Origin of the sequence: Anabaena sp. WFMT (assembly GCF_051781005.1) — a bacterium.
In the GTDB taxonomy this organism is placed as follows: Bacteria; Cyanobacteriota; Cyanobacteriia; order Cyanobacteriales; family Nostocaceae; genus Anabaena.
The window spans coordinates 227,407-253,241 of the sequence record NZ_JBPWOA010000019.1; the positions used below are offsets into that span (position 1 = coordinate 227,407).

Annotated in this window: 19 protein-coding genes, 4 tRNA genes and 1 pseudogene; 14 read left to right on the forward strand and 10 right to left on the reverse strand. The window is 38.1% G+C overall.

Features of this window, described 5'->3' with window-relative positions; all coding sequences use genetic code 11:
- Positions 1-574: 574 nt before the first annotated feature.
- Positions 575-1,546: an orange carotenoid protein N-terminal domain-containing protein gene (locus tag ACSQ6I_RS12555; protein ID WP_438890655.1), complete on the forward strand. Its 972-nt coding sequence runs from the start codon at positions 575-577 to the stop codon at positions 1,544-1,546.
- A gap of 134 nt (positions 1,547-1,680) precedes the next feature.
- On the opposite strand, the gene ACSQ6I_RS12560 is transcribed toward ACSQ6I_RS12555, so the two are convergent.
- The 3 genes from ACSQ6I_RS12560 to ACSQ6I_RS12570 form a co-directional block, all read right to left on the reverse strand.
- Entirely contained in the window at positions 1,681-2,634 is a 954-nt protein-coding gene (locus ACSQ6I_RS12560; protein ID WP_438890656.1) for an isoaspartyl peptidase/L-asparaginase, read from the reverse strand.
- 88 nt (positions 2,635-2,722) lie between these two features.
- Positions 2,723-2,884 carry a DUF2256 domain-containing protein gene (locus ACSQ6I_RS12565; RefSeq protein ID WP_438890657.1) on the reverse strand — a complete coding sequence of 54 codons (162 nt, stop codon included), beginning with the start codon at positions 2,882-2,884 and terminating at the stop codon, positions 2,723-2,725.
- 365 nt (positions 2,885-3,249) lie between these two features.
- Positions 3,250-6,171, reverse strand: coding sequence for a GAF domain-containing sensor histidine kinase (locus ACSQ6I_RS12570; RefSeq protein ID WP_438890658.1), 2,922 nt, complete (start codon positions 6,169-6,171; stop codon positions 3,250-3,252).
- A gap of 101 nt (positions 6,172-6,272) precedes the next feature.
- Here ACSQ6I_RS12570 and ACSQ6I_RS12575 point away from each other — a divergent pair, with 101 nt between their 5' ends.
- A complete protein-coding gene (locus tag ACSQ6I_RS12575) occupies positions 6,273-7,406 on the forward strand; it encodes a quinone-dependent dihydroorotate dehydrogenase (protein ID WP_438890659.1) in 1,134 nt (377 codons plus the stop codon).
- A 49-nt stretch (positions 7,407-7,455) separates the two neighbouring features.
- Here the strand turns inward: ACSQ6I_RS12575 and ACSQ6I_RS12580 are convergent, their stop codons facing one another.
- The gene (locus tag ACSQ6I_RS12580) at positions 7,456-8,178 is read right to left on the reverse strand and encodes a hypothetical protein (RefSeq protein ID WP_438890660.1); all 723 of its coding nucleotides are present in this window, start codon (positions 8,176-8,178) and stop codon (positions 7,456-7,458) included.
- An 818-nt stretch (positions 8,179-8,996) separates the two neighbouring features.
- Here ACSQ6I_RS12580 and ACSQ6I_RS12585 point away from each other — a divergent pair.
- The 4 genes from ACSQ6I_RS12585 (at position 8,997) to ACSQ6I_RS12600 (ending at position 9,619) form a co-directional block, all read left to right on the forward strand.
- Positions 8,997-9,138 (forward strand) — tRNA-OTHER (locus tag ACSQ6I_RS12585).
- A 29-nt stretch (positions 9,139-9,167) separates the two neighbouring features.
- Positions 9,168-9,292 (forward strand) — tRNA-OTHER (locus ACSQ6I_RS12590).
- 30 nt (positions 9,293-9,322) lie between these two features.
- A tRNA-OTHER gene (locus ACSQ6I_RS12595) sits at positions 9,323-9,463 on the forward strand.
- Between the two features lie 29 nt (positions 9,464-9,492).
- Positions 9,493-9,619, forward strand: a tRNA-OTHER gene (locus tag ACSQ6I_RS12600).
- Between the two features lie 14 nt (positions 9,620-9,633).
- Here the strand turns inward: ACSQ6I_RS12600 and ACSQ6I_RS12605 are convergent.
- Positions 9,634-10,599: an AEC family transporter gene (locus ACSQ6I_RS12605; RefSeq protein WP_438890661.1), complete on the reverse strand. Its 966-nt coding sequence runs from the start codon at positions 10,597-10,599 to the stop codon at positions 9,634-9,636.
- Between the two features lie 266 nt (positions 10,600-10,865).
- On the opposite strand from ACSQ6I_RS12605, the gene ACSQ6I_RS12610 reads away from it, so the two are divergent.
- Entirely contained in the window at positions 10,866-12,467 is a 1,602-nt protein-coding gene (locus tag ACSQ6I_RS12610) for a TROVE domain-containing protein (RefSeq protein WP_438890662.1), read from the forward strand.
- A 216-nt stretch (positions 12,468-12,683) separates the two neighbouring features.
- On the opposite strand, the gene ACSQ6I_RS12615 is transcribed toward ACSQ6I_RS12610, so the two are convergent.
- Positions 12,684-14,732: an NACHT C-terminal helical domain 2-containing protein gene (locus ACSQ6I_RS12615; RefSeq protein WP_438890663.1), complete on the reverse strand. Its 2,049-nt coding sequence runs from the start codon at positions 14,730-14,732 to the stop codon at positions 12,684-12,686.
- Positions 14,733-14,870: 138 nt separating this feature from the next.
- Here ACSQ6I_RS12615 and ACSQ6I_RS12620 point away from each other — a divergent pair, with 138 nt between their 5' ends.
- Positions 14,871-15,155, forward strand: coding sequence for a hypothetical protein (locus tag ACSQ6I_RS12620; RefSeq protein ID WP_438890664.1), 285 nt, complete (start codon positions 14,871-14,873; stop codon positions 15,153-15,155).
- A 115-nt stretch (positions 15,156-15,270) separates the two neighbouring features.
- On the opposite strand, the gene ACSQ6I_RS12625 is transcribed toward ACSQ6I_RS12620, so the two are convergent.
- Positions 15,271-17,598, reverse strand: coding sequence for a CHASE2 domain-containing protein (locus ACSQ6I_RS12625; protein ID WP_438890665.1), 2,328 nt, complete (start codon positions 17,596-17,598; stop codon positions 15,271-15,273).
- Between the two features lie 812 nt (positions 17,599-18,410).
- Between ACSQ6I_RS12625 and ACSQ6I_RS12630 the strand changes: the two genes are divergently transcribed.
- Both ACSQ6I_RS12630 and ACSQ6I_RS12635 read left to right on the forward strand, forming a co-directional pair.
- On the forward strand, positions 18,411-18,932 hold the full coding sequence (locus tag ACSQ6I_RS12630) for a LabA-like NYN domain-containing protein (protein WP_015217058.1): 522 nt from the start codon (positions 18,411-18,413) through the stop codon (positions 18,930-18,932).
- A 91-nt stretch (positions 18,933-19,023) separates the two neighbouring features.
- A complete protein-coding gene (locus tag ACSQ6I_RS12635) occupies positions 19,024-20,616 on the forward strand; it encodes a 2-isopropylmalate synthase (RefSeq protein WP_438890666.1) in 1,593 nt (530 codons plus the stop codon).
- 49 nt (positions 20,617-20,665) lie between these two features.
- Here ACSQ6I_RS12635 and ACSQ6I_RS12640 read toward each other — a convergent pair whose 3' ends face one another.
- Positions 20,666-21,103, reverse strand: a complete 438-nt coding sequence (locus ACSQ6I_RS12640) for a DUF29 family protein (protein WP_438890691.1) — start codon at positions 21,101-21,103, stop codon at positions 20,666-20,668.
- A 185-nt stretch (positions 21,104-21,288) separates the two neighbouring features.
- Here ACSQ6I_RS12640 and ACSQ6I_RS12645 point away from each other — a divergent pair, with 185 nt between their 5' ends.
- The 4 genes and pseudogenes from ACSQ6I_RS12645 (at position 21,289) to ACSQ6I_RS12660 (ending at position 24,750) form a co-directional block, all read left to right on the forward strand.
- Positions 21,289-22,497, forward strand: coding sequence for a hypothetical protein (locus ACSQ6I_RS12645; protein WP_438890667.1), 1,209 nt, complete (start codon positions 21,289-21,291; stop codon positions 22,495-22,497).
- Positions 22,498-22,519: 22 nt separating this feature from the next.
- Positions 22,520-22,756: pseudogene (locus ACSQ6I_RS12650) on the forward strand (GNAT family N-acetyltransferase); the annotation flags it as partial.
- A 14-nt stretch (positions 22,757-22,770) separates the two neighbouring features.
- Entirely contained in the window at positions 22,771-23,277 is a 507-nt protein-coding gene (locus ACSQ6I_RS12655; RefSeq protein WP_438890668.1) for a hypothetical protein, read from the forward strand.
- A gap of 27 nt (positions 23,278-23,304) precedes the next feature.
- A complete protein-coding gene (locus ACSQ6I_RS12660) occupies positions 23,305-24,750 on the forward strand; it encodes a RecQ family ATP-dependent DNA helicase (RefSeq protein WP_438890669.1) in 1,446 nt (481 codons plus the stop codon).
- A 423-nt stretch (positions 24,751-25,173) separates the two neighbouring features.
- Here ACSQ6I_RS12660 and ACSQ6I_RS12665 read toward each other — a convergent pair whose 3' ends face one another.
- Positions 25,174-25,368 carry a hypothetical protein gene (locus tag ACSQ6I_RS12665; protein WP_438890670.1) on the reverse strand — a complete coding sequence of 65 codons (195 nt, stop codon included), beginning with the start codon at positions 25,366-25,368 and terminating at the stop codon, positions 25,174-25,176.
- 118 nt (positions 25,369-25,486) lie between these two features.
- Complete coding sequence (locus ACSQ6I_RS12670; RefSeq protein ID WP_438890671.1) at positions 25,487-25,816, reverse strand: hypothetical protein; 330 nt, start codon at positions 25,814-25,816, stop codon at positions 25,487-25,489.
- Between the last annotated feature and the right edge of the window lie 19 nt (positions 25,817-25,835).

Genomic DNA, 25,835 nt, shown 5'->3' on the forward strand with positions numbered 1-25,835 from the left:
TATACTTATTGCTAAATTGGTTAATTTTTCACTGTCGGCAGTTTCTTAGAGTGTGTTCCTGACTCCTGAATTCTACTGTATCTCACGTCCACCTACTTATTCAGGACTTACGCAAAATATCTCTCAAACCCTCTTTCCTATGCCTACTGTCCCGTAAGGGATACGTGGTTCATTCTTCCGTGACTTGTGCGTAAGTCCTATTATTAAAAAAATCCCCCACGGTTAATGTGAAATTCAAAAAAACATATTTAGGTATTTTTGTCAACTCGTAATATCAGTAACTTTACAAAAGTTCGTGGTATTGTTACAGTTCTTTACAGATAAAGATAAATCGCTAATCAAAGAACTGCATAAATTAAGTGCAGTTTAATTATGAACCAGCAAAGGTAAACCCATACCTTCAGGTTAAACTAAATATTGATGTGCATAACAGTCCCTAGTGTAGCTGCGGCTCCTATGTAAATAGACTTAGTGTGCGCCAGCAGCAGTTTTGACCAGAACATTATCAGCTTAAAGGTTCTGTGTGGGAATTTTGAAAGCTACAAATTAACAAACATTATTGGAGATTTTGATTATGACCTTGACTATCCAATCTGCTCAAAGTATTTTTTCTAACACTCAAGTTCCTAGCTTAATTCCAGCAACAATCGCCTTATTCGATCAACTCAATGTAGATGATCAACTTGCATATCTTTGGTATGCGTACACTGAAATGGGTAAAACAATTACCCCCGCAGCACCTGGAGCCGCACGTCTGCAACTAGCAGAAAGTTTGCTCACCCAAATTAAGCTCATGTCTCCTGAAGAGCAAACAAAAGTTATGCGCGATCTTGCTAGTCGTGCTGACACTCCTATCAGCCGTTCTTACGGATTCTTCAGTGTTAATACCAAACTGGCTTTCTGGTATGAGTTAGGAGAATTGATGAAAAAGGGTCTCGTCACTCCTATTCCAGTGGGTTATCAAATGTCTCCTGGTGTGAAAGTAGTGCTGGAAGCAACCCAGAAACTTGATCAGGGTCAACAAATCACAGTACTGCGTAACACCGTAGTCAACATGGGATTTGATACTTCTGAACTTGCTCCTAGCAGTTATCCAAAAGCAGATGCAGAACCTGCTTTCCAACGGACAACTCCTAGCATTTCTTCAGTCAAGATTGAGGGTGTGACAGAGCCAGCGGTATTGGGCTACATTGAAGCAATGAATGCAGATAACTTTGATGCTGCGATCGCTTTATTCACCCCTGATGGTGCGCTACAACCACCATTCCAAAAGCCAATTGTTGGCACTCAGGCGATCGCTAAATATATGCGTGAAGAAGCTCAAGGACTCAACATGATGCCACAACAAGGTATCTGCGAAGTCCGTGGAGATGGCTCCAAACAGCTAAAAATCACAGGTGTAGTGCAAACACCTTGGTTTGGTGTCACCGTAGGTATGAATATTGCGTGGCGCTTTCTTATCAATCCCGAAGGAAAAATCTTCTTTGTTGCGATCGATATGTTGGCATCTCCCCAAGAGTTATTACAACTGACTCGCGTTCAATAACATAGACATAGGATGAAAATATGTAGAGATGCTTTATTGAACGTCTCTACAATAGCTTGAAAACCTTCTAGAGACGTTCCACCGGAACGTCTCTACAATCATTTTCACTCCTATGTCTAATGGTTGTAGAAAAATCAACAATAACCAATCAATTGGCCATCATTCCATTCCAAAGTATCGCCAATTGTTTCGCCATTGTGGTAGGCGGCCAGTAATATTTCGCTAGTTTTACCATAGGATATCGTTCCAGTCGCATCAAGAGCGATCGCACCCAAATCTCTGTCATTCTTACTAGCTTCAGTAAATGAACGCAACATCGCCTCTTGCAAAGACATTCCATCACTAACACGAATAACAATCTTGGCAGCTAAACACTCATCAATGATGTCTTCGCCAATTCCAGTACAGCTAACCCCAGCATATTTAGTCGCATAATTTCCCGCAGGCATCGCAGAATCACTGACCCTACCAATGCGTTCAAAGCCTTTACCACCAGTAGAAGTACCAGCCGCCAACTTACCATAGCCATCTAAAGCCACCACACCAATCGTACCCCTTCCCGCATTAGAGCTTTCTGCTATTTCCGGTTCTGCAACCACCCCAGCCATAGTCCTTTTAAAATTATCTTGACGTTCTTCCATCCATTCTTTCAGCCGCAAATCAGTTAAAGCATTGTAACTGGGAACTTGTAGCTCTCGTGCCAACTCCGCTGAACCGTAATCAGACAATACCCGATCTGGAGAGCTTTGCAGAAATAGCGCCATTTCAATTGGGTTTTTTACCCGTGAGACATTAATCACACCACTAAAACGCCCTGATGTACTATCCATCAGAGAAGCACTCATGCGGATTTGACCATCAGATTGTAATACCGAACCTGTACCAGCGTTAAAGCGGGGATTATCCTCTAACATTTGGCAACCCCGGACTACAGCTTCTGAAGCATTCGCACCCTTAACCAATAGAGAGTAGACTTCAGCGATGATTGTGGAGAGCGAGTTGCGTACAGCCTCCAATCCTCCCTTACCTTGGAGAGAACTACCAGCCCCACCATGAATAATTAATTTAGGTTGTACTTGTAATATCATTTATCTGCGTTTGAGTAGCTTTAACAGTTATCAGTTATCAGTTATCAGTTATAAATTGTCAATTATCTTCCCACTCCCCAATTCCCAATTACTTATCTCCTTTAGCCTCAGAACGACGACGACGACAACGTTCTGAGCAATATTTAACTTCATCCCAACAATCTTCCCATTTTTTGCGCCAACTAAAGGGACGTTGACATACTGCACATATTTTTTCCGGTAAATCAGATTTAGAACGAACACGTCCCATTTGAAGTATTAAGTAGGGTTTGCTGAAAAATTTATCTGTGTTCGCGCAGCGTGACGTAAGTCATGGGCTAGGAGTTCAGGAGTTCAGAAGTTCAGAAGTATGGCTTACGCCACGCTACGCTATCAGGAGGAGTTGGAAGAAGGTAGGAATAGTATCGAGCCTGGAAAAGTTGTCAAAATAATTCGTAATTGATAATTCGTAATTCGTAAGTGCAATCAGTGGTAGGTTCAAGCCTCCACTGATTGTAGACCACTAAATCTTGGATTTAGTGGGGGCTTCTACCCTCTTTAATTACGAATTACGAATTACGAATTAGTAATTATTTGGTCAGTTTTTGATGCCATCATCCTTTCACTCTCCTAAGACTAAGAGGTGGGGCTTGTCTGGTTTTCAGCTAAAGTATATCCTTCCGAATTCTGAGGAGCCACAGGCAAGACTAAACGACTGGCTACTCGATTATCTGGTAATTGATATATATGCAATTCTCCTCCCAACTGCTGCATCAGGTTTTGGCAAATCAGTAGATGTAACCCTGGTGCTTGGTTGAGGTTTGGGGAAGCGAGTAGATCCTTCGATTGATTGTGATTTAATTCTGCTAATAAATGTGGATCAATGATGCCATTATCTGTAATAGATACTTCTAATAAGCGGTCATCTAAGCGACGACACCAGATATCAATTCTGTCACCAATCGGAGAACGTTTACAGGCAGCGACTAATAATTCATAGATAACTAATTCAATCTTGACGATATCGCCAGATGTAGCCAATGGAGGGGGATTACTAGGAGTAATAAGTTCTCCAGATAATAATGAATTGCTTTTGGGTGATTCCCCATCTTCAATTGGTTTTCCCAAACCATGCAAACCGATCCACAACTGTTGCTGCTTAACTAAACTGTCTACTCTTTCAACAGATCGCTTTAATAAACTGGAAATGGACATAGTTTCCCAACTCAGGTGTAGCTGCCACTGCTCTTGTTTGATGATCCCTTTCATCGAGTTGGCAATGTAATTTAATTGCCGCAGCAGGAGCTTGTAACGCATTTGAGTCAGTTCATTACTTGGAATCCCCAAATCACGAATTTGAGCCAGCGCTATGGCTGACATTCGATGGATTTCTTCTAGACGACGATGTTTGTACCAGTTAAGTTCTTGTAATTCTTCAGTTTTGGACTTGAGCTTTTGGGTGATTTGCTGTTGACTATGCCACCAAGCTAATTGAGTAATGAGGGTAACAGTTGCATTCAGGTTAAGTTCTGACCAAGGTTGTTCTCCATAATCTGCCAGCAACACTATACCTGTGGGTTGAGAATCATCTGTGGTACGCAATGCCATTACTAAGACTCGTCCCTTATCAGGAATAGTTAACCATTGTTTGGTTTCTGGTGGTAAATCATCAGCTTTAAAAATCAAGTAACTATTATGTGCTAAGGCCAACTCGATGAGAACATCTCTATGAATCCAAATAGGTACATCTGCAACAATCCCAAACAAATGATTGCTAACTACGCCTTGAATAATTTCTGCTCGATTTTGGCCAGGAGTCCAGGCGAGGATTACGGCTAGACGACATTCCAAAACACTTGCTATATATTTTAGGGCTGTTGATTGGGTAGTTTCATTTTCAGTTTTTATGAGTATGTTTGGGTATTGTTTGAATATTTTGGCAATTTTTTGCTGTTCTTTACTGATGACATTTAACTTTCGATTACGGACTATGACACCAAGAGACTGACTAAGTACCCATGACAATTCTTTTTCTAGAGTTGTCCAAGCACGATGGTTGTCATGGGTAATCATTAGCAATACTTCTGGCCGATGACCTTGAATGCAGTTGCAAATTAAGAGCGATCGCACTCCACTTTCTAACAACTGGGGATGCCAGCTATATAAACGCAAATCCTGGTCTAAGGTTTCAATTTCTATCGCTTGCTTGGCATTTTGCAAAAGCTGAGAATCCATTTCCGAAAGTGGGGTGGGGATAAATCTCCACAATCGGCGAATACTCAGCACATTTTGGTAAATAATTTGATAAGTATTTTGGTTATAGTCGTATTCTAAAAGTAAAAAGCGCGTAGCACCTAGTCGCTCTAAAAGTTCCTTGGCACACACGTGTAAAATTTGTTCTAATTCTTGTTCTTGATAGATTACTTGGGCAAATTTGACTGTCAGTTGATGGTTGTGTTGAACTTGTTTGATTGTGCTGTCGATGCTGTCATTGGGAGCCGCTAAGGAGAGTAAGCCAGCTGCACCTTGAATGAAAGTTTTATCTGCTTGAGTCCAAATTCGTGGTTCAGTACTTTCCACTGCCAAGAAGCCCAGTAAGTCTTTTTGCCAGATAATAGGAGATGCTAAAAGCGATCGCACTCCCAGGCGTTTTAGCAACTTATCTTGAACATGGCTTTTCAGAGAACTATTGGATTCACCAAGCCAGACAAGTTGGTTAACCACTAAAGAATAATAAACATCCCCCAATTCTTGTACTTTTATCCCTGCTGATGCCGGCTGATCGCTCCAATCCCTACCCATACTTACTAGCTGACTACTCATTCGACACCAAAAGTAGTGTCCTTCCCGTTCAAACCAGTAGATATTTGTCCGCGAGGGAGTAACAAATTCATGGGTTTCATTAACTACGGCTTCTAACCTTTTATTCAGGTTACTTGTACAGCGTAAATTTTCTAGGAGTTTTAATAATGATTCAGTAGGAGAATTATTGGGGTTATTTTGCCAATTTCCTTCTTTTTGATGGTGATCAAGTACTACTCCTAATTCACCTATCACTATCAGTAGTTTGGCTCTTGCTTCTCCGGCCAGTAAGTAACCCCAGCGTTGTGAAGCTAGTAATACCACGCCCAAACAGTTATCTTTATAGCGAATTGGTAAAATGATTGTTCCCTGAATGTTGTATTTAGCAGCAACTTCTTGCCATTCTGGAGCGCGTACTTCTCCCTGTAAATTAGCTACGCCCACAGGACACAGTTCAGTCACTACTTGCGCTAATAAGTTGCCAGGATTTACTAAAATCGATCTTTTTAAAATGTTTGTCTCTCCATCTGGGGTTATACCACCCTGACCATGTAATTTTTTACTCACCTGATCGTAAAGAGCAAGCCAAATAAATTGGTAGTCAAATTGTTCTCTGAGATAAGCAACAGTGATTGTAATCAGAACATCAACATTATCTTCGTCTCTGAGACTCTGGAGAATTTTTCCCACAGACATAATTTGTGGTTCGGTGGGTATAGGCTTTTTTGGATGCCCCATCTGATTATCTGTGGACATAGGTTGTAGTAATATATTGATGATGCCCTGAAAATAACCGGGATTAATCCTGATTTGGTATCTGATTAATAATGGTAATAATTGGTAGATGTTAACCTAGTTTGGATATTTATAAAGCAGTAATTAGTCCTTTTTTATTTACTCTGGTGAAAACCGATCCAGAGTGGTTACACCAAAACACGATTCGTAGTTTTATTTGGCTGTCACCAGCAAGTTATCATCCGCTTAGTAACTGGTTAATTTCTCGTTTAGAACAGTCTTTATGCTTATATGATACACGTCTAGAACAAAATTTGTTTGGGCTAAAATTCCCTAACCCAGTAGGTTTGGCAGCTGGGTTTGATAAGGATGGCGTTGCTGCTAGTATCTGGCCTAGTTTTGGTTTTGGCTTTGCCGAACTGGGTACTGTTACTTGTCATGGACAACCGGGTAATCCCCGTCCCCGATTGTTTCGTTTACCTTTAGACAAAGCTGCACTTAACCGTATGGGCTTTAATAACTCTGGTGCAGCAGCGATGGGGACAAGATTAAAATTGCTTAAGCGAGAGGAATCTTGGAAAATACCCATAGGGATAAATTTGGGTAAATCTAAGATCACACCTTTAGAAGTAGCAGCACAGGATTATCTGGAAAGCTTTCGCTTACTTCAAGATTTGGGTGATTATTTTGTTGTGAATGTTTCTTCTCCGAATACACCAGGATTGCGATCGCTCCAAGATGCCTCGATGCTCAGTCAGATATTGGATGTGTTACAAACAGAAAACAATTCACAAAAGCCAATTTTTGTGAAAATAGCACCAGATTTAGAATGGGAAGCGATCGCTGACATTATTGCTCTGGCTAAAACCTACAAACTAGCAGGAATAATTGCCACCAACACCACCATCAGCCGTGAAGGACTGAAAACCCAGTTAATAGAACAAACTGGAAAATCCCCCCAAGAAGAAGCCGGGGGAATTAGTGGGAAGCCATTGTGCGATCGCTCCACAGCAGTAATTCGCTTTATTTACCAGCAAACCCAAGGAGAAATCCCCATCATTGGCGTAGGTGGAATTTTTACCGCTGAAGATGCCTGGGAAAAAATCACAGCCGGTGCCAGCCTCATCCAAGTCTATACAGGCTGGATTTATGAAGGACCGATGATGGTACGCCGCATTCTGTCCGGTTTGTTAACCAAACTAGAAGAAAACGGCTTAAATTCCATCAGTGAAGCAGTAGGGATTGGTAATTCGTAATTCGTAATTCGTAATTATCAATTACTACCCAGTCCCCAGTCCCCAATGCCTATTCTTCCACAGGGAAAAACTCCTTAGACTTACGAGAATAAGACCAAGCAATCCCATCTGGATCACGGCTGCGACACCATTCTGGGAAATCTGGATCATTGCGACGTTTGTAAACAGTGCTGGAATATACACTGAGTCGTTTTGCCAGTTCAGATTGGATGAGAGAGCCAAAAACTAACTGTTCTTCCAGAGGTTTTTTTACTTCCTCATGGTTGACTTGAGGTAATGATTCAGATTCTGGTTCTTCCTGCTGGGGAATTGTTTCTGGTGGTGCTAAGAGCGATCGCGCCTCTTTAGTCACAGGTTGAGCAGGACGTTTTTCCACAACCTCACTACTATCAAATATATTTCCCAGAATACTGGCATTTATAAAGTAGTAAGATTGGCTCTCATTTTCAGAGTCTAGTAAACTAGCACCAAATTCCTTAGCCTTTCCATCTAAGTAGCGTTTGGCCTCATTTCCCGAAAAATTACCTCGAATTGCCAAATCCACAGGTGTAATTTTGCCCTGGTTTTCCCGAATTAACTGATAAAAAAGTGGGTTAACTTGTTCACACCACTTTTCCCATTTATACTGCTGCCAAAGGTTGAAGGCCATCAGCAACAGCAAAATAATTAGCAAAATTCTCCAAGTAGAAACCAGGAAAATAATCGAAAATGAGATTGGCAAAAGTAGAACGAGAAAGGTTTTACCGTTGTTTTCTATTGTTTTTTCACTCATGCTGATTCACGCCAAGTGAATTGTTGCGAAATAATATATCATCTTGGCAAAAATTGTGACATTTTTTTGTATCGTTTGGCAAACTTATGGCAAATTATTCGGCAAAAGTTAACATTAGCAGGTGTTATAGACTTCACAACTAGCAAAATATCTACCCTTGGTTTGAGATTTAACCTGATTTTTTGCCAAAATTCACAAAAAAGTTTCCCAGTCAAAAAAATCAGCTAAACAATACTGTGTTCAGTCCCAACTAGAAATCACAAACAAACGAGCATCGCAACAACATCATCAAAAGGATTTCGATCTTTTTCACACAAGCAACATTTTTTGATCAAAGCGAGTTTGTTCGTAAATCTTCAAAAATTAACTTGCCAACCACTTGACAGTTAGAAATTTGCATACTACATTAATACTACAAGTGACATTCCCAAAGGAGTTAGCTTTCACCGTAGCGGATAGCTCAAATGCTAGAGCGCCCACCTTGCCTTTTTAGGCCGACATAGCGAGGGTTATCGCAAAATAACTTAAACACCCTTGCTGAAAATCCTGGAGATGCAGACTAAATTTCTGCTCCGCTACACCCAAATACAGTAATGAGTGTTTAACTTTGAATTTTGATTTACAGCAGATTGCAGATCAATGAGGTACAGAATCAAAATTGAAACCTAGACACCAAGCCAGTTTTACTCCTGACTCCTGTACGGGCGTTCGCGTAGCGTGCTGGAAGCATCAGCATTCGGGCGATCAATGATCGGTTTTTGGCAAAGGCTATTTTCCGAATGCTTCGCCCCTACTCCTGAATTCTGCTGTATTTACGTGCGGGGATAGCTCAGTCTGGATAGAGCAGTGAAAGGGGTAAAACCCATATTCCTTGGTTAACAAACTTGCCTGTAAAGGCCGACTTACTGAGGATTATCGTTAATTCATCGGTCGCAGGTTCAAATCCTGCTTCCCGCGCCAAACTTCAATTTAATCCAAAATTCATCATGTGGTGGGTAGCCAAGTGGTAAGGCGCTTAACATCCTTATTCACACCTTGCCTGCAAAGGCCGACGAATGAGGGTTATCGTTTAAAGAACGAGCATTCGCGGGTTCAAATCCCGCTCCACCACCCAAACCAATTTTAGATTTTTGACTGATTCCGTGCGGGAATAGCTCAGTTTGGTAGAGCGTTAAACGGGGTAAAACCCATATTCCTTAGTTAACAAACTTGCCTGCAAAGGCCGACTTACTGAGGATTATCGAAACTTTAAGTGTCGCAGGTTCAAATCCTGTTTCCCGCGCCAAACTTCAATTTAATCCAAGATTCATTATGTGGTGGGTAGCCAAGTGGTTCAAGGCACTTAACATCCTTATTCACACCTTGCCTGCAAAGGCCGACGAATGAGGGTTATCGTTTAAAGAACGAGCATTCGCGGGTTCGACTCCCGCTCCACCACCCAAACCAATTTTAGATTTAGCTAAACCAAAATAGCCAAAGAGGTAATGCTAAAAATAACCCCACAAAAGTCAAAGCAATACTACTAGATAACAACTCCCGATCTAAATCATAAACTTCTGCCAAAATCAGTACAGAAAGCCCTGTAGGTGTGCCAGACATTAGCACCAGCACTAAACGCTGCTCCCCTGTTATACCTAAATAGGTTGCGCCTAATCCTACCAGCAAAGGGATAATAAAGACTTTAATCGTGCTGGCAATGGAAGCGATCGCTAAACTTCCCCATGATCTCATCTTTCCTAGTCGCAAACCAACCAGTAACAAAGCTAAAGCAATGACTACCCAAACACCTTGATCTAAAGCTGATTCAAGCACTGCTGGTAATTCGATAAACTGGGTATTTAAACCAATCAAAAATGTCCATAGACTGGGTACTGTGACTATATCTCGCACCTGCACCCACCAATGGTTTTCGGTTTCTCTCTGACCAAAATAACTAGCAATTAAAACCGCAATTCCATAAGTACCGACCACATTATTAGTGACGCTAAATAATACTGCCAAACCAGTATTTTCGGGGCTAGTTAGCACTTGTGTGAGAGTCAGTCCGACAAAACCAGTATTGCCTAAAATTGTTGCCAGAATAAAGCTGCCTAAACTAGCTCTAATTACCGATACTGGAACATCCACAGTTTTCAGTTGTGATTGCATTTTGTTAGTTATAAACCATTGCCAAGCCCACCAAGTTAACAATGCTAAAACTAAACTCAGAAGCAAAACTGCGATCGCTATTCCGGGGATAAATCCACCCTCAGATAAGCTTGTATGACGCGCTAATACTAAAATTTGCAGGGGAACACCCACCCAGTAAAGTCCCTGACCTAACAACTTGAGAAAATTATCTGCGGTGAAGCGAGATAATACAAGTCCTAAGCCTATCCAAATAAATAGAGGTGTGTAGGCATGAAATAAGGTATCAATCATGGGCAGAAAAATCAAAAAAATTAATCTTAGTTTTAGGCAAAACTGGAAATATCAAAAATTATTTCATAGTTAGGAACATGGATTTATTAACTTACAATTCTTTGTAGGTTGGGTGAAGTGAAAGCGTAACCCAACATTAGATTACATAAATTAAGAGTTGTATTTTATTTAATTCATATTCCTTAGCAATTTATCAAGTCTGACACACCGTATTAATTTACTTTGTACAATTTTAAAATTGCCTGAAAAGGCCGGAAGAAGAAGCCATGAATTACAACTTCTTTACTAAAAACAAAAATACTACACCTCAAAATCAGCCTATTCCTGGACGGGAAGCAGAGATGATCAAAGGACGTAGTGGCGGCTATATGTTCGATGCTGGTATTTGGAAAATGCTGCGTCGGTGTCTATTGATAGGCACAGCAAAAAGCACATACTACGCAGGTAAAAATGAATTAACGGAAGATTTTGCTAATGTCGTCACCCAAGCCGTTGCGGAAAATCCTGGCCGTGTAGCCGAAGAAATTCTCTATGCTAGTGATGGTCGCGCCATCAATAACAGTGCGCCTATTCTCGCTTTAGTATTGCTTTCAATGGGTGAAACACCAGAAGCTAAAAAAGCATTTGGTGAAATTTTCCCCCAAGTTGTCCGCACAGGTAGCCATTTCTATGAATGGTTGAACTACACCAAATCTCTGCGGGGTTTCGGTAAAGTGATCCGAGAAGCGGGTAAAAATTGGCTTTCACGGGAAGATGTCAAAGGATTGGCTTATCAACTTTTGAAATATCAACAACGTCAAGGTTTTACTCACCGTGACGCTTTGCGGTTGTTCCACGTCAACCCACCTACAGAAAATCACCGTCAATTATTTGAGTGGGTAGTGAAAGGTTGGGAAGATTTACCAGCAGATATACCCTCAGATGCTTTAGCGCAGATATGGTGGTATGAATGGTTAAAGCGCAATCCTAGCGAAACTCATACAGCTATTTCTCAAGGACGCTTAACCCATGAAATGACTGCACCTGTGGGCAAAATGGATCAGCAAGCTTGGAATTTGCTCTTTCAAGAAATGCCTATCGGGGCAATGTTGAGGAATTTAGGTTCTTTGACTCAATTGGAAGTTTTGCGGGCTGATGAAACCGCAAATTTGCGGCGTGTGGAAGCAGTTCTCAATAACCAAGAACATCTGCGAAAAGGTCGAATTCATCCCATTGATGTTTTAAAAGCACTCAAAACCTATCAATCTGGAGGTAGTTTAGGACGCAGTAAGAAGACTTGGAAACCAGTTTCCCGCATTGTGGACATTTTGGAAAAGGCGGTGGAACTGTCTTTTGAGGTAGTAGAACCGACTGGGAAAGTGTTTATGCACGCCGTAGACATTTCTGGTTCTATGGGTAGCTTGGTTGCAGATATGGGTTTGAGTTGCTGTGAAATTGCCACAACAATGGCTTTGGTAACAGCTAAGGCTGAGACAAATTATGAGATTCGCGGTTTTTCTACTAAGTTTAAAGATTTAGAAATTACTGCGAAGGATAGTTTTAGTTCTGCGGTTCGCAAAGCTAGTAACCAAAACTTTGGCGGAACTGATGCTTGTGTAGCTTATGACTGGATGATTAAGAATAAGTTTAAGGCTGATGTTGTCTGTTTTTGGACTGACTCAGAAAGCTGGGCTGGTAATAAGCATCCTAGTCAAGCTTTGAAGGAATACCGAAAAAAGGTAAATCCTGATGTGAAAGCGGTTTATGTGACTTTGACACCTTACCAGATTTCTTTGGTAGATCCTCAAGATCCTTTGTCTTGGGATTTGGGAGGATTTGATCCTGGTATTCCGCGCATCATCCAGATGTTAGCTAATGATGATTTATAAGTGTTGCTGTAAATTGTCTGATGAGGGATAAATATAAGTTTATCCTTTGTCTTTCCTGGCGGGTTTCCCTCGTTCGCAATTTGCCTTTTAGGCCGATGAATGTAGGGTTATCGGATAACGTCTCCACCATATTTGGGGATTAGCGGGTTCAATTCCCGCACCCGCCATTTTTATGTCTCACGCAAAGGCGCAAAGGCGCAAAGAGGAGTAGAAGAGTTAGTTTTTGAATGGGTGTTTTTCTATTTCTTCGATGGGTAGGAGTAGGGTGTCTTCGATGTGCGATCGCACTTCTGGGGAAGCATTACAATCGCTCTGTAAACATCTTACTAGTAATATATTGACATTGTAGTAGTGTCTCAGAGTAGATTTTTCCTCGTCAGTAAAATTCCAATTGTGAGCAATATCTCGATATTTAATAAGTAAATTTCTTAATTGTTGATACCACAAAATACTATTTTTATTAGGTATCTGCTTTATCAGTTCTTTTAGCCTATCTATTATTTCGCCTTCCAAAGAAAAAGCATGAATATAGCGATTAAATTTTTTGTTGCAAATAGACCAAATGAGTTCTTGTAATTCTACTACTACATAAGCAATATTAAATTTTTGATAAGCATCTAGATATTGATTCGGGGTGATAATTATATCATCATAATAATCCCAATAATCAAAGTAATCAGCATGATAATTATAGTCGAAATTTCCAATCATTTCTAAACCAAATTTAAATTGTTTATCAATAGATATAGCAAGTTGTAATAGAAGATTGTTATTTATAGTATTACTCTTTGATAGAATATTTTGGAGAATAAAATCTATTTCAAAAAATAAAGCTCTTACGGCAGATTTATTTTTAATTTTTTCTTTTTCTAAAGATTTATTGTTGATCCATCTTAAAAATTTCTGATACTTTTCAGAATGAACAAGGTTGTCAAATTGATTTTTCAAGAAAATCAAATTTTCAGCTTCTAATTCTTTTAGTTGACAAAAATTATCTATAGCAGCAGAACGAATTACAGGAACTAGGAAATAGTTATAACAATTTTGTTTAAGCAAAGTTTGTTTAAGCAAAGAGCGGGATATTAGTTCATCAATTATTCTTTGTCTTCTGTTCTTTGGAACATCCCAAAGCAAGTAAAACAACCATGTTTTTGACAAAATGATATTCTGTTCAGGGTAGCCACCAAAACGACACAACAACCTATAAGCCTGAAAGTTATCATTTTTGAGTTTATCAAACTGCGATTGTACAAGTTGTTCTACAGAAGGATGTCTTAATAAATCCTCACTGTTAGATTTCCAGTAAGCTTTTAAATCTCCTTGTGATTCCTTTAAAATATCCGCAGCAAGCAGTGACATGGACACAGCATTACCACCATAATTTCGCCATATTGCGTTTAGAGAATCATTCTCTATTTTTATTTCTTTACTTTCAAAATATTCTTTCCATGTGTCTTGACTTAATCCCACTAAATCATAATCCTTAAAACTTGGTGAACTAAAGATTTTATGCTCATAGATTTGCTCACGACTGGTAATTAATGTAATATTCTGAACATTTTTATCATTCAAAACTTCTAATAAATCTACATAATTTTTATGTGTTTCTACAAATTCTCCATTTTTAAGTGCAGGTTCGAGGTTATCAATTAAAATACCAATTTTTTTCTGTTGTAGCTGAGTTTTAAGTTGTTCCAGCATCGTCATAAAATTTCCTACTGGTTTAACTTTAAAGTAATCTGCTAACTTTAACTTTACCCAATCTTCAACAGAATTAAGGTTTTCAGATGTCGTTCCTACACTTAGTTTAAGATATTCTAAACCTTGAATTTCAAACCATTTTTCAGCCAAGGTTGTTTTACCAATACCACCCTCAGCTTTAATTAGGATAACTTTTGCACCTTCATTAACTAGGTTATTGAGTTTTTCAATATCTTGATCACGTCCTAAAAAATCAGGATCTTTAAATTTTGAAACTTCAGAAACTAATTCGTGAGGTTGCGGGTTTGTAGTGGAGTGCGACGAGTTCGTATTTGATGAAGTGAATATTTCTGTTAGTTGAGGTAGTTCTACCCCTAACGCAGCAGCTATTTTTTCCAGTGTCTCTAATTTAGGTTCAGCAGTATAACCATTAACAATTTTGCTGATAACACTTTTATCTATACCAGTTACTTGTTCTAGTTTGTATTGGCTAAAATTTTTATCTTTGAGTAATTTCTTAAAAGTTTCTCCAGATTCTTTGTATTTTCTAACTTTTTTTAGCACTTTGGATATTCCTTTATGTTCAACCTTGTTCAACGGTTGCACGTTCAACTAGTTGCACAACTACAACTATTCAGATTTTAAACGATAAAGCAAACTAGTGAATAGCAAGACAACCGATAAAGATAAGGAAAAATTCAAATGCGTCAAAATCATCAACAACAAGAAGCTATTCAACTAGAGTTACTCAAAAAAACCTCTAAAGGTTGGGAATCTACTCTTCCCACAGTAGAATCATATAACTTTACAACGGATCAAATAGAGCATCGCTTTGGTATTTTGCGTAAAGAGTTATATAAAATCAGGAGTAAACCATATTGTTGTGGTTCATCAACTTTGCTTTTTTTACATATACAAAAAAATAAATGGCAAGTTTACAGCCTCAATCCTGTGCAAGTTGGGAAATCTGATAAAACAACTATCTAAACATTTATTTTAGAATTGCCTACCAAACCTTTTGTTGGGTTACACTGTCGTTAACCCAACCTACTTTTCAGATTTTGCTGTGGGGTAGTTTTATGTTTATCTAAAATACATTCCTTCACGATATTCCCGTCCAAGGTGTGGTGGGAGAGTCAGAATCAACTAAAGATAAATTATCTGTGGAATACTTTGTATTGCAGCCAATTTTGCCATCTTCACAAATTGGTAACTTATTTAGTTCATCTAACACCTCTAATGCAGATTGATATCGTTGTTTATAATCATCCAAAGTCATTTTATTAATAATTTCTGTTAAAGGCTGACTCACTACGGCTTTGTCAATCCATTTCACTTCTCCATCCATATCTCTTGCTAATTCATGGGGAGAAATACCAGTTAAAGCCTTAATTCCAATCATGCCAATGGCGTAAATATCGCTATTATATTTAGGACGACCAAAACATTGCTCGCTAGGTGCATAACCCTTAGTACCAATACCAATTGTGAAAGCTGTTGAATCAAGATTTTCGGTTATTTGAGTGCTGACTTCTTTGACTGCACCAAAGTCAATTAATACGAGTTTCCAATCTGAATGACGGCGGATAATATTGTTGGGTTTGATGTCTCTATGAATTACACCATTTTCATGGACAAATCTTAATATTTGCAATAGTTCTTTTAACAGCGTAATTGCTAAACTTTCTGTGATACACTTGCCGGAAAGCAATTCCTGATTTAAAGGATGTCCAAGTATGTATTCTTGCACTAAATAAAATTCTTCGTCTTCTTCAAAATATGCTAAAAGCTGAGGAATTTGATTGTGTGTTCCTAGTTTTTCCAGAGTTTTCGCTTCTGCACTAAATAAACGCCTAGCCAGTGATAAACTTTCTGCTTTAGTTGTGGCTGGTTTTAGCTGCTTGACTACACATTGTGGGTTTCCAGGACGTTGTATATCTTCAGCCACATAAGTTTCACTAAATCCACCTGCACCCAAAACTTTAATAATTTTGTAGCGTGCGGCGAGTATTTTACCATTCAATGCTAAATCCCTTTGCTGAATTAGGTCTTGCAGGTCTTCTTGTTGGCTGATAATTTCTTGAACAATGGGAGAAGATTTGTATTTTTGGAAAATTAGGAATAATTTTTGTTTGTTGATTTTTTCTCTAGCGACTTCAGTGACTAAATAAGAGAGTCCAGTCAGTGCGATCGCTATCATGGGTACTATAGTCGGGAATATTAGTTGACCATAGATAAAGCTGCTATAGCTGATTACTCCCCACACACTAGCCAAAGCTATACTCAACAAAAATCTACTAACACCCCTTTTTTTGATGGTGACAATCACAGACGCACCACCAACTAGTAGCAGCACAAACAGACCACGTAATATGGGACTTGTAATTGCTGTACCAATAGTTTTATTTTCCATCAAGGTAGCGATCGCATGAGCATGAATTTCTACCCCAGCCATACGATCATTTGCTGAAACAGCTACTCGATGATAATCATTGCTTAGTTGCGATGTTGCACCAATTAGCACGATCTTATTTTGGAAAACCCTTCCCTGTTGTAAATAATTGTTCCAATTTTCTGAATCAAACACATACCAAAACGGAACTATCTTAAATCTATCTCCATTTCCCCAAAAATAAATGCGATCGCCCCTAGGTGGAGGATAATTCTCTTGTGCTACTCCTAAAACTGCTTCCCCAAACGAGGGTATTTTAGTTGTAATCACATTGTCTTGAGCTAAAAACTTGGAATATTCACTAGCCAAGCGGTGAACCTTACCATCCTCCTCCAAGGGAAAATTTACTGAACCAATAGACACAGAACCCATGCGAAACATTTCTTGCGGTTGGGTCAATTGCTGGAATGATCCTTGATGTGTCGTAAAATTCTCATAGACTGCGGCTAAAGTAACTTTGCTGCCATATTGTTGTAAAACTGTCTGTAATTGCCGATCATCAGCCTCACCATAACTACTCGGCCTATCAAAAACTATATCCAAAGCTACCGCACGCGCACCCGCTTTCATCAACTTGCTAATCACTTGAGCATAGGCTACACGTTTGTAAGGAAAAGATTTTAGTGGTTCTAAGTAGGCATACTGTTGAGGATCAGTCCTATAATACTGTTCAGGAATTGATATCGACTGATCATCAACTGCCAAAATCACAATATCTTGCGGTGCCGTCATTGGCCCACGTATTTGAAAAAAGGTAGTTAAAGCTTGAGTTTCTATCAATTTTACCCAACCTCCACCAGAAGCACTCAGCACTGCTGCCAGCATTGCCGAAGTACCAGTGAGCAGATGACCAAAACGCACCATTAGTTTAGACTGGTGTAACGAGGCAGTTAAATTTCCTTTTGTGAATTTACTTAACTGGCTCTGGGCAGCAGATAGTGATTTTTTAATTGAGGTCGATCTAGGTTCTTCTGCCATATCGTGTTACTCATTAATTTAAGTACAACACTGTTATCTATACACAGAATGTCTCAGTATTAACATTTGGAAATCAAACTCTTATACATTACTCAAGTATGCTTTAATTTCAATCAAACTCGCATTGTTACAGTACCCCTAAAGAACACCCATCTAGATACTGCCCTATTTTCCTTGTCACTAAATTTCTATCTGTGATTGTTGCACAGATATCTACCAGATATGCTTCACCTTTGCAATTGGTTATGGTGAGATTCTATCCTAGCTTGAGGACTTGACTTAACCAAAAGGACAGCAGGAGAAGGTTAAATTTTTATCCTTCTATCACTAATTGGTCCCATCTTGGTTTAGCAAAGTCCAGGCAAAAGGCAGCTTCTGAACAATGGTATACTAAGCAACCTTCCTTGTAAGTCTCTTCTCTGTGGTCAAATCTTGATGTTTACCAGAAATCCATTTTTACTATTGAGGAACAAAATCTATTGATGGGCATCAGCCTAGATCCTATTCAAAGTCCATACCATACCTCTTTAGGAGTAAACTTGATCGATATACAGATTACAATCCTGTTACTCAGTCGATTTTCTTGGTAGATTTTGATCACGGGGTATCTTGGAAAGAGTTGGAGGTTAAACAGGTTCAGTTAGCGAGTATATCAAATTTAATGTTTTAGCCAATTTTATGCTTTGACAGAGGTAAGATAAAAGCTATACATGAAAACTACCTTTATAGATATTAGCGACCTTGCCAATTAAGAATTGCTATAATCTATTGTTCCATCTTACATTCTTATCTATTATTAGGTGTAAATTTCTATGGGTTCTCCAATGAATCGTCTGTCTATTTTTGTAGACGGAAACAATATGTTCTATGCTCAACAAAAAAATGGCTGGTTTTTTGACCCGCGACGGGTATTAGAATATTTCAAAAACGAGCAGTCAGACACAACATTAATTAATGCCTTTTGGTACACAGGCTTAAAAGATCCACAAGATCAACGCGGTTTTCGAGATGCACTGATTAGTTTGGGATATACAGTCCGCACCAAAATTCTTAAAGAATACTATGATGATGTTTCTGGTCGTTACTCGCAAAAAGCGAATTTAGATATTGAAATTGTTGTAGATATGTTTAATACGGTAGACCAGTATGACCGAGTTGTTTTATTTAGTGGTGATGGAGATTTTGAAAGAGCTATAGAACTATTACGTTCTAAAAATACGCATATAACAGTTGTATCAACAGAAGGAATGATCGCTAGAGAATTGCGTAACGCCACTGATAGATATATAGACTTGAACGATATCAGAGACCAGATAGAAAAAACTGAAGCTTAGTAAAATTAATAATTATTTACAAAGCCAAGAGTTAGAAAATAAAGTTCCAGGTATTTTAAGCCCACAGTTAACACTAAACAACCCAAAACCAATGAGCAATCAAGCAGACAGAATTATCATCTTTGATACGACACTGCGAGATGGAGAACAGTGTCCAGGAGCGACTTTAAACATTGACGAAAAGCTGATTATTGCCAAGCAATTAGCGCGTCTGGGTGTGGATATTATTGAAGCAGGGTTTGCCTTTGCTAGTCCCGGCGATTTTGAAGCAATCAGCAAAATTGCCCAAACTGTGGGCATAGAAGATGGGCCTGTAATTTGTAGTTTAGCCAGAGCCAGACATGATGATATCAAAGCCGCAGCAGAAGCGATAAAACCAGCCGCTAAACGTAGGATTCATACTTTTATTGCCACTTCCGATATCCATCTGCAATACAAGTTGAAAAAGACTAGGCCGGAAGTGATAGCCATTGCTGAAGAAATGGTAGCTTATGCCAAAACCTTCACCGATGATGTAGAATTTTCTCCTGAAGATGCAGGACGCTCTGACCCAGAATTTTTGTATCAAGTTTTAGAAAGAGCGATCGCAGCTGGTGCAACAACAGTTAACATTCCTGATACCGTGGGTTACACCACACCCAGCGAATTTGGCAACATCATCAAAGGCATTATAGAAAACGTCCCCAACATCGACAAAGCCATTATTTCTGTTCACGGCCATAACGATTTAGGTTTAGCAGTTGCTAACTTCTTAGAAGCAGTCAAAAACGGTGCCAGACAACTAGAATGTACCATCAATGGCATTGGTGAACGCGCCGGAAATGCTGCTTTAGAAGAATTGGTAATGGCACTGCACGTCCGTCGGCAATATTTTAACCCCTTCTTTGGCAGACCAGCTGATTCTCAAGAATCATTAACTAATATTGACACCAAACAAATTTACAAAACTTCACGTCTTGTTTCCAACTTGACAGGAATGTTGGTGCAACCAAATAAAGCCATTGTTGGTGCAAATGCTTTTGCACACGAATCGGGTATTCACCAAGATGGGGTGTTGAAAAATAAACTCACCTATGAGATTATGGATGCCCAATTGATTGGTTTAACAGACAATCAAATCGTATTGGGTAAACATTCCGGTAGAAATGCCTTTGGTACTCGCTTGAAAGAATTGGGTTTTGAACTGTCAGAAACCGAGTTAAATAAAGCCTTTGTGCGATTCAAAGACGTAGCGGATAAGAAGAAAGAAATCTCAGATTGGGATTTGGAAGCGATCGTTAACGATGAAATCCAACAAGCACCCGAATTATTCCGAGTTGAGTTAGTCCAGGTTTCCTGCGGTAGCAACGCCAAACCCACTGCCACAGTCACACTCCGCACGCCCAACGGTGAAGAATTAACAGATGCTGCCATAGGTACAGGCCCAGTAGATGCAGTCTATAAAGCCATCAATCGGGTAGTAAATGTACCAAATGAATTGATTGAATTCTCTGTGCAATCTGTCACAGGCGGAATAGATGCCCTTGGAGAAGTAACCATCCGCTTGAAATATGAATCGCGTGTATTTTCAGGTCATGCAGCCAACACCGATATCATCGTTGCATCGGCTCAAGCCTACGTAAATGCACTAAATAGGCTGTACGGTGCTTTACAACAAAATCCCAAAGAAGAAGTAACAGCATAACAGTAGGGTGGGTTAGACGCAACGGGTAATATGGTATTAACAGATTGCCTCAATTCGCGTCGTAACCCACCTTTATCAATTCCAGCGCCTGAGTTAATATTTCTTGTTCATTAACCATAGCTGCTAATTCTTCGGTTTCATAACGTCCCTCATAAGCTTCTAGCGCTGCTCTTTTCAGTGCTACTTGATATCCTTGTTGGAGAATTTCCATTAATTCTGTTTGATTCAAGTAAACACCACCAGATTTGCGGTGTTTGTTAATTTTATTAATTTCCCGCACTGCATTTTCTATAGATATTTCCCAAGAACGAGTAGAACGTTTTTCCGCTTTTTGTTTAATTAAATGGATGAGTAGAATTACGCCATAACTATCAATTTTATTGATTTTATCGCTTAGGCTCATTTCTTCTAATTCATCCACTAACAGTAAAGCTTCATTGATTTTTCCTTGTTCTAGAAGTTGTCTTAGTTCGAGTAGTTCTTCCATGTTGGTTGTGGAAATTGTGATTAGCAATTAATATCTATTATATTTTGAATCTATAACTAAATATAAATATACCTTATGTAAATATATTTGTGGAGACCAACATGAAAATTCGACAACTACAACTAAAAATTTTTAATCAAATCGGACTGCTATACTATAATACACTTTAAGTAAAAAGCTTAGATATGAAAGAAGCTTGTCACATAGCTACTGGAAGAATAGTTCGTGCATCTGAAGTAGATTATCCAGAATATCACGGAATTTTACAGTGTCCACATTGTAAAGTTGCAATGCAACTCACAAAAGAATATATTCGTAATGGAAAAATAATAATACCTGCTGCTTTTAAACACCCTGAAGCAGAAACGGAATTACAAAAAAAATGCCCCTATAGAGCGAACAGTGATTCTAATACAATAAATTCAAAACCAATTTTTAGTGAATCTAGAGGACAATGTTTTAAAGTTTTAAAGAAGAAGTTTATAAGTAAATTAAAAAAACATAGTAAAGTCAGTCTTACAAAATATTCTTCAAAAAATACATTATCATTAGAATGTGTTAATATATTTATTTCTGTAATTTGTAAACTAATATCATTACCCAATAATGGTAAATTTATTCAAGAACAGGAAGTATACATTCAAGAAGTAATTAAAGCTCAAACATTTAAACTCGATGAAAAAGCTAATTCATATTTCTGTAAAGGTCAAGATTTACGCAAAGAAAAAAAGGAATTTATTAAAATAAATCAAGACCAAATTAAAAAAGATATTAAAGAACACATATCTAAACAAGCAAATTTAAGTTCCATACGTAATCACCCTGTGTTAGAAAATTTATGTACTTCCGATAAAGAATTATTAGACTTGGATCGTTTCATATCTTCCTTTCTAAATAGTTGTACTCTAGATAGTTGTACAATCTCTTCTGATAAAGAATATAATAGTTGGTGGAAAGAAGTTTATATAAATTATCAGACCGAAATTCTTAGAATAAATGTAAAATTCATCAGCGGTGTTGATATTGATAATAATTATTCAGATTTAGAAATAAAACGAAGGGCTGTTAAGTGGTTACTAGAGTTTTTGTGTTGTGATGGTAAAGATATGGATAAATTTAGAACAGACACATTAAATTATATTCTTGGTAAATATGTTGATAATGAAGAAATTAAATTAATGTGTAGAGATACAAATAACCAATTTTTAGCTATTCTAGACCAATTTCTATTAGATGAAAAATCAGTAGAGACTTTTTTTAAACAAAAATATTCGGGAAATTTTTCAGGTAAAAATGCAGCTATTTTTCAGCAAATTGAAAAAATCCATAATCTAGTATTTCGTTTAATTATAGATTATTTACTTGATTTTCCTTGGCATCAGCTTAGAGATTAGCTATAAATCCTCAATGATAACTCCTTGGAATCGTAAAGAAATACAACGTCCACCACGATACAAAGGTGTAGGTACTGCATTATTGAGATATGCACGACTCAGAAGTGTAGAGTTAGGTTATGGTGGAAGAATTGGACTGCATTCACTTCCAACTGCGGAACGATTTTATGAAAACCAAAATATGCTCAATCTTGGTATTGATGAAGAATACGAGAATCTTACCTACTTTGAATATGGTATGTTACGACTACAAAAATGATGCAGGGAGTAATTATGAATAATAACCAAAATGTAGCTGAAGCTATTAATTTACTTTTTAACCCAGCATCTCTCCAAGCAGCAATTCAAATTGAAGATGAAACCGATTGCGACGTGACGGCAGGTTTAGATTGGGGTTTAGCAATTCCTGCCTTATTACAAAATCCTGGAATGTTTGGAAGAATGACACAGTTGCGCGTATCACTCAACCGTGAACTGCGGTTACTCATAAAAGAATGGAATTTGGGTATAGGGGAAAAAACAGCCTTAGAAGTAGCACAGAAATGCTTGATTCAAAGACTACAATTACCTGAAGCAGCAACTTTATCAGCACTGCAAAAAATTTTAAAGCAAGATGAATTATATAATGTTGAAGAATTTATATCTAATCGGGACTTATTAAAGTCGCTTTTGAATATTTTACTATTAGATAGTGATTGGGAAAAAATAGCTATAGCCGCTGCAAATTCAGTGCGAGAACAGGTAATTTATCAAGTAGGCATTAATCAAATTTCTGCATAAAATAATGGTTTAGGCTTAAATTTATCTATGAATCAACCTATCACATCCTCATTAAATGAAGTCAAAACAGCATTAAAACAAATCTGGGGTTATGATGATTTTCGTCCACCACAGGGAGAAATTGTCAATAGTTTATTATCACAAAAAGATGCTTTAATAATTATGCCTACAGGAGGTGGAAAGTCAATTTGCTTTCAACTTCCTGCACTGCTAAAAACTGGATTAACTTTAGTAGTTTCTCCCTTGGTAGCACTAATGGAAAACCAAGTAGAAGAACTCAAACAGCAAAATCAAAAAGCTGCACTTTTACATAGTGAATTATCTACATCCCAACGTCGTGCAACATTGCACGCTTTAGAAAAACAACAATTAAGATTATTATATTTATCACCAGAAACTTTATTGAGTCCCCCAGTCTGGGAAAAATTATCTCATCCCCAATTACAAATTAATGGAATTATCCTTGATGAAGCTCATTGTTTAGTACAGTGGGGTGATACATTTCGTCCTGCTTATCGGCGTTTAGGTGCAGTCCGTCCAGCGTTATTAAAATCAAAACCACCAGGAACTAAAATTAGTTTAGCAGCTTTTACCGCAACTGCTGATCCTTCAGCCCAAAAGATTATTTCTACAGTTTTACAACTACAACAACCTGATAGTTATAGACTTAATCCTTATCGGAATAATTTACATCTCACTGTGCGTATTGCTTGGACACCAAAGGGAAGAAAACAACAATTATTAAAGTTTATTCAAAATCGACCAAATCAGGCTGGTTTAATTTATGTCCGCACTCGGAAAGATAGCGAGAATTTAGCCCAGTGGTTAACAGAGATGGGATATAAAACTGCTAGTTATCATGCAGGATTGGGTGCAACAGAAAGACGTGCGGTAGAAGCAAGTTGGTTAGGTGGAAAAATACCATTTGTGGTGTGTACCTGTGCCTTTGGAATGGGTATTAATAAGAGTGATGTGCGCTGGGTTATTCATTTTCATGCACCACATTTATTATCTGAATATGTGCAAGAAATAGGACGTGGAGGTAGAGATGGAAAACCAGCAGAAGCATTAACTTTAATCAGTGAACCGACGGGATTTTTAGATGCTGAAGATAAACAAAGACAGCAATTTTTTCAAGAACAAATGTTGAAGCAACAACAAAAAGCCCAACAATTAGCGAAAAAGTTACCGCAACAGGGAGAAGTAACTGCTGTAATGCGACAATTTCCTGATGGTGCAACTGCGCTTTCTTTACTTCATAGTAGTGGACAATTACAATGGCTTGATCCTTTTAATTATGCGATTTCTGCAAAGTCAGGAAGTCAGCCACAAATGCAGTTACAAGCGGCAAAACAAATGAGTGAATATCTGAATACTAAAAAGTGTCGTTGGCAGTTTTTGTTAAATGCTTTTGGTTTTAGTAAAGAAGCTGAAAATTTGCGTTGTGGCCATTGTGATAATTGTAGAAAATAGTTTTTAATATCAGTATTGATGATTATCTTTTTGAAACTCTTCTATAAATGAATTAATTTCCTCTACTGTAACATCTGTTTGTTCAAGTTTAGATTAGGAGTAAAATTATATTTGTAGGTGATTCAATCTGATCAATAAGTCGATAACCTACAAAAATACCTGCTGGCAATTGTTCACTTATTGGCTAAATATCAGCGCGTATTTTACGGTATTTTTTAAATAAGTTTCGTAGTCGCCGCTGAAAATCATCAGTAAAATTAACTAAGATATGTGGATTTTTGATTGTGGGGTACAAAGATTATTAATTGCTCAATGATTACCTAAAAAAATATTTTCAACAAAACCATCGAAAAGGCATTGCTAAAACCACTAATATCGTATTAGATAGCAGCTATAGCTCAGAGATTTAGCTCTTAATGTCAATTATTTCTGTTTGCGTTTTTGTTGAATATAATTACGAAAGTCATCCATGGTTAATTGATCTAGCCATTGATGACGATCTTTTGTATAATCTCCCGAACCAGATTCAAATCTTAGTAAAAATCTGGCAGCACCACCATAACCTAATTCTTGGATTAGTGCTTGGTAGCCTCTTCTCGAAATTTCACTAGCTTTCATTTTTAAAACTCCTGAATTAAATCTTGATTTTCCATTAACCAATTTACGGGATTCGCTACATTTATTTTAACCTCATTAATATAACTCTTCGCTTTTCTTAACAGTCGGTCATCTGTCGTTAAAAAAATTTTACTTCTGCCGCTTCTGCAAATGCTAAGTGCAATGAATCATAGAAAGTAAAGCCTAGTTTGCATAAAGTCTCTGCTCTAGATTCAATATTTTCATTCGACTCAACAAAAATATTCGCTGCACCTAAAAAAGCTAAAATCTGATCACGATTATCAGAATCAGGAATTTTCTGAAGCTCAAACTCTAAAGCATCACTATTGACTAAAACTAAATTGCCGCGATCGCAATATTCTAGAATTGAAACTACCGCTTCAGTTTCTAAACGCACTCGATACTGTACAGTATCATCTAAAAGACGGCAGAAACAACAGGAATCCATATAAATAGTTAAAGGTTTA

Excerpts from the sequence above, each read along its gene's own strand:
- ACSQ6I_RS12605 (WP_438890661.1), bottom strand. The coding sequence starts at position 10,599 with ATGATTGATACCTTATTTCATGCCTACACACCTCTATTTATTTGGATA.
- ACSQ6I_RS12610 (WP_438890662.1), top strand. The coding sequence starts at position 10,866 with ATGAATTACAACTTCTTTACTAAAAACAAAAATACTACACCTCAAAAT.
- ACSQ6I_RS12560 (WP_438890656.1), bottom strand. The coding sequence starts at position 2,634 with ATGATATTACAAGTACAACCTAAATTAATTATTCATGGTGGGGCTGGT.
- ACSQ6I_RS12620 (WP_438890664.1), top strand. The coding sequence starts at position 14,871 with ATGCGTCAAAATCATCAACAACAAGAAGCTATTCAACTAGAGTTACTC.
- ACSQ6I_RS12635 (WP_438890666.1), top strand. The coding sequence starts at position 19,024 with ATGAGCAATCAAGCAGACAGAATTATCATCTTTGATACGACACTGCGA.
- ACSQ6I_RS12670 (WP_438890671.1), bottom strand. The coding sequence starts at position 25,816 with ATGGATTCCTGTTGTTTCTGCCGTCTTTTAGATGATACTGTACAGTAT.
- ACSQ6I_RS12570 (WP_438890658.1), bottom strand. The coding sequence starts at position 6,171 with ATGTCCACAGATAATCAGATGGGGCATCCAAAAAAGCCTATACCCACC.
- ACSQ6I_RS12580 (WP_438890660.1), bottom strand. The coding sequence starts at position 8,178 with ATGAGTGAAAAAACAATAGAAAACAACGGTAAAACCTTTCTCGTTCTA.
- ACSQ6I_RS12555 (WP_438890655.1), top strand. The coding sequence starts at position 575 with ATGACCTTGACTATCCAATCTGCTCAAAGTATTTTTTCTAACACTCAA.
- ACSQ6I_RS12645 (WP_438890667.1), top strand. The coding sequence starts at position 21,289 with ATGAAAGAAGCTTGTCACATAGCTACTGGAAGAATAGTTCGTGCATCT.
- ACSQ6I_RS12655 (WP_438890668.1), top strand. The coding sequence starts at position 22,771 with ATGAATAATAACCAAAATGTAGCTGAAGCTATTAATTTACTTTTTAAC.
- ACSQ6I_RS12565 (WP_438890657.1), bottom strand. The coding sequence starts at position 2,884 with ATGGGACGTGTTCGTTCTAAATCTGATTTACCGGAAAAAATATGTGCA.
- ACSQ6I_RS12660 (WP_438890669.1), top strand. The coding sequence starts at position 23,305 with ATGAATCAACCTATCACATCCTCATTAAATGAAGTCAAAACAGCATTA.
- ACSQ6I_RS12625 (WP_438890665.1), bottom strand. The coding sequence starts at position 17,598 with ATGGCAGAAGAACCTAGATCGACCTCAATTAAAAAATCACTATCTGCT.
- ACSQ6I_RS12640 (WP_438890691.1), bottom strand. The coding sequence starts at position 21,103 with ATGGAAGAACTACTCGAACTAAGACAACTTCTAGAACAAGGAAAAATC.
- ACSQ6I_RS12630 (WP_015217058.1), top strand. The coding sequence starts at position 18,411 with ATGGGTTCTCCAATGAATCGTCTGTCTATTTTTGTAGACGGAAACAAT.
- ACSQ6I_RS12665 (WP_438890670.1), bottom strand. The coding sequence starts at position 25,368 with ATGAAAGCTAGTGAAATTTCGAGAAGAGGCTACCAAGCACTAATCCAA.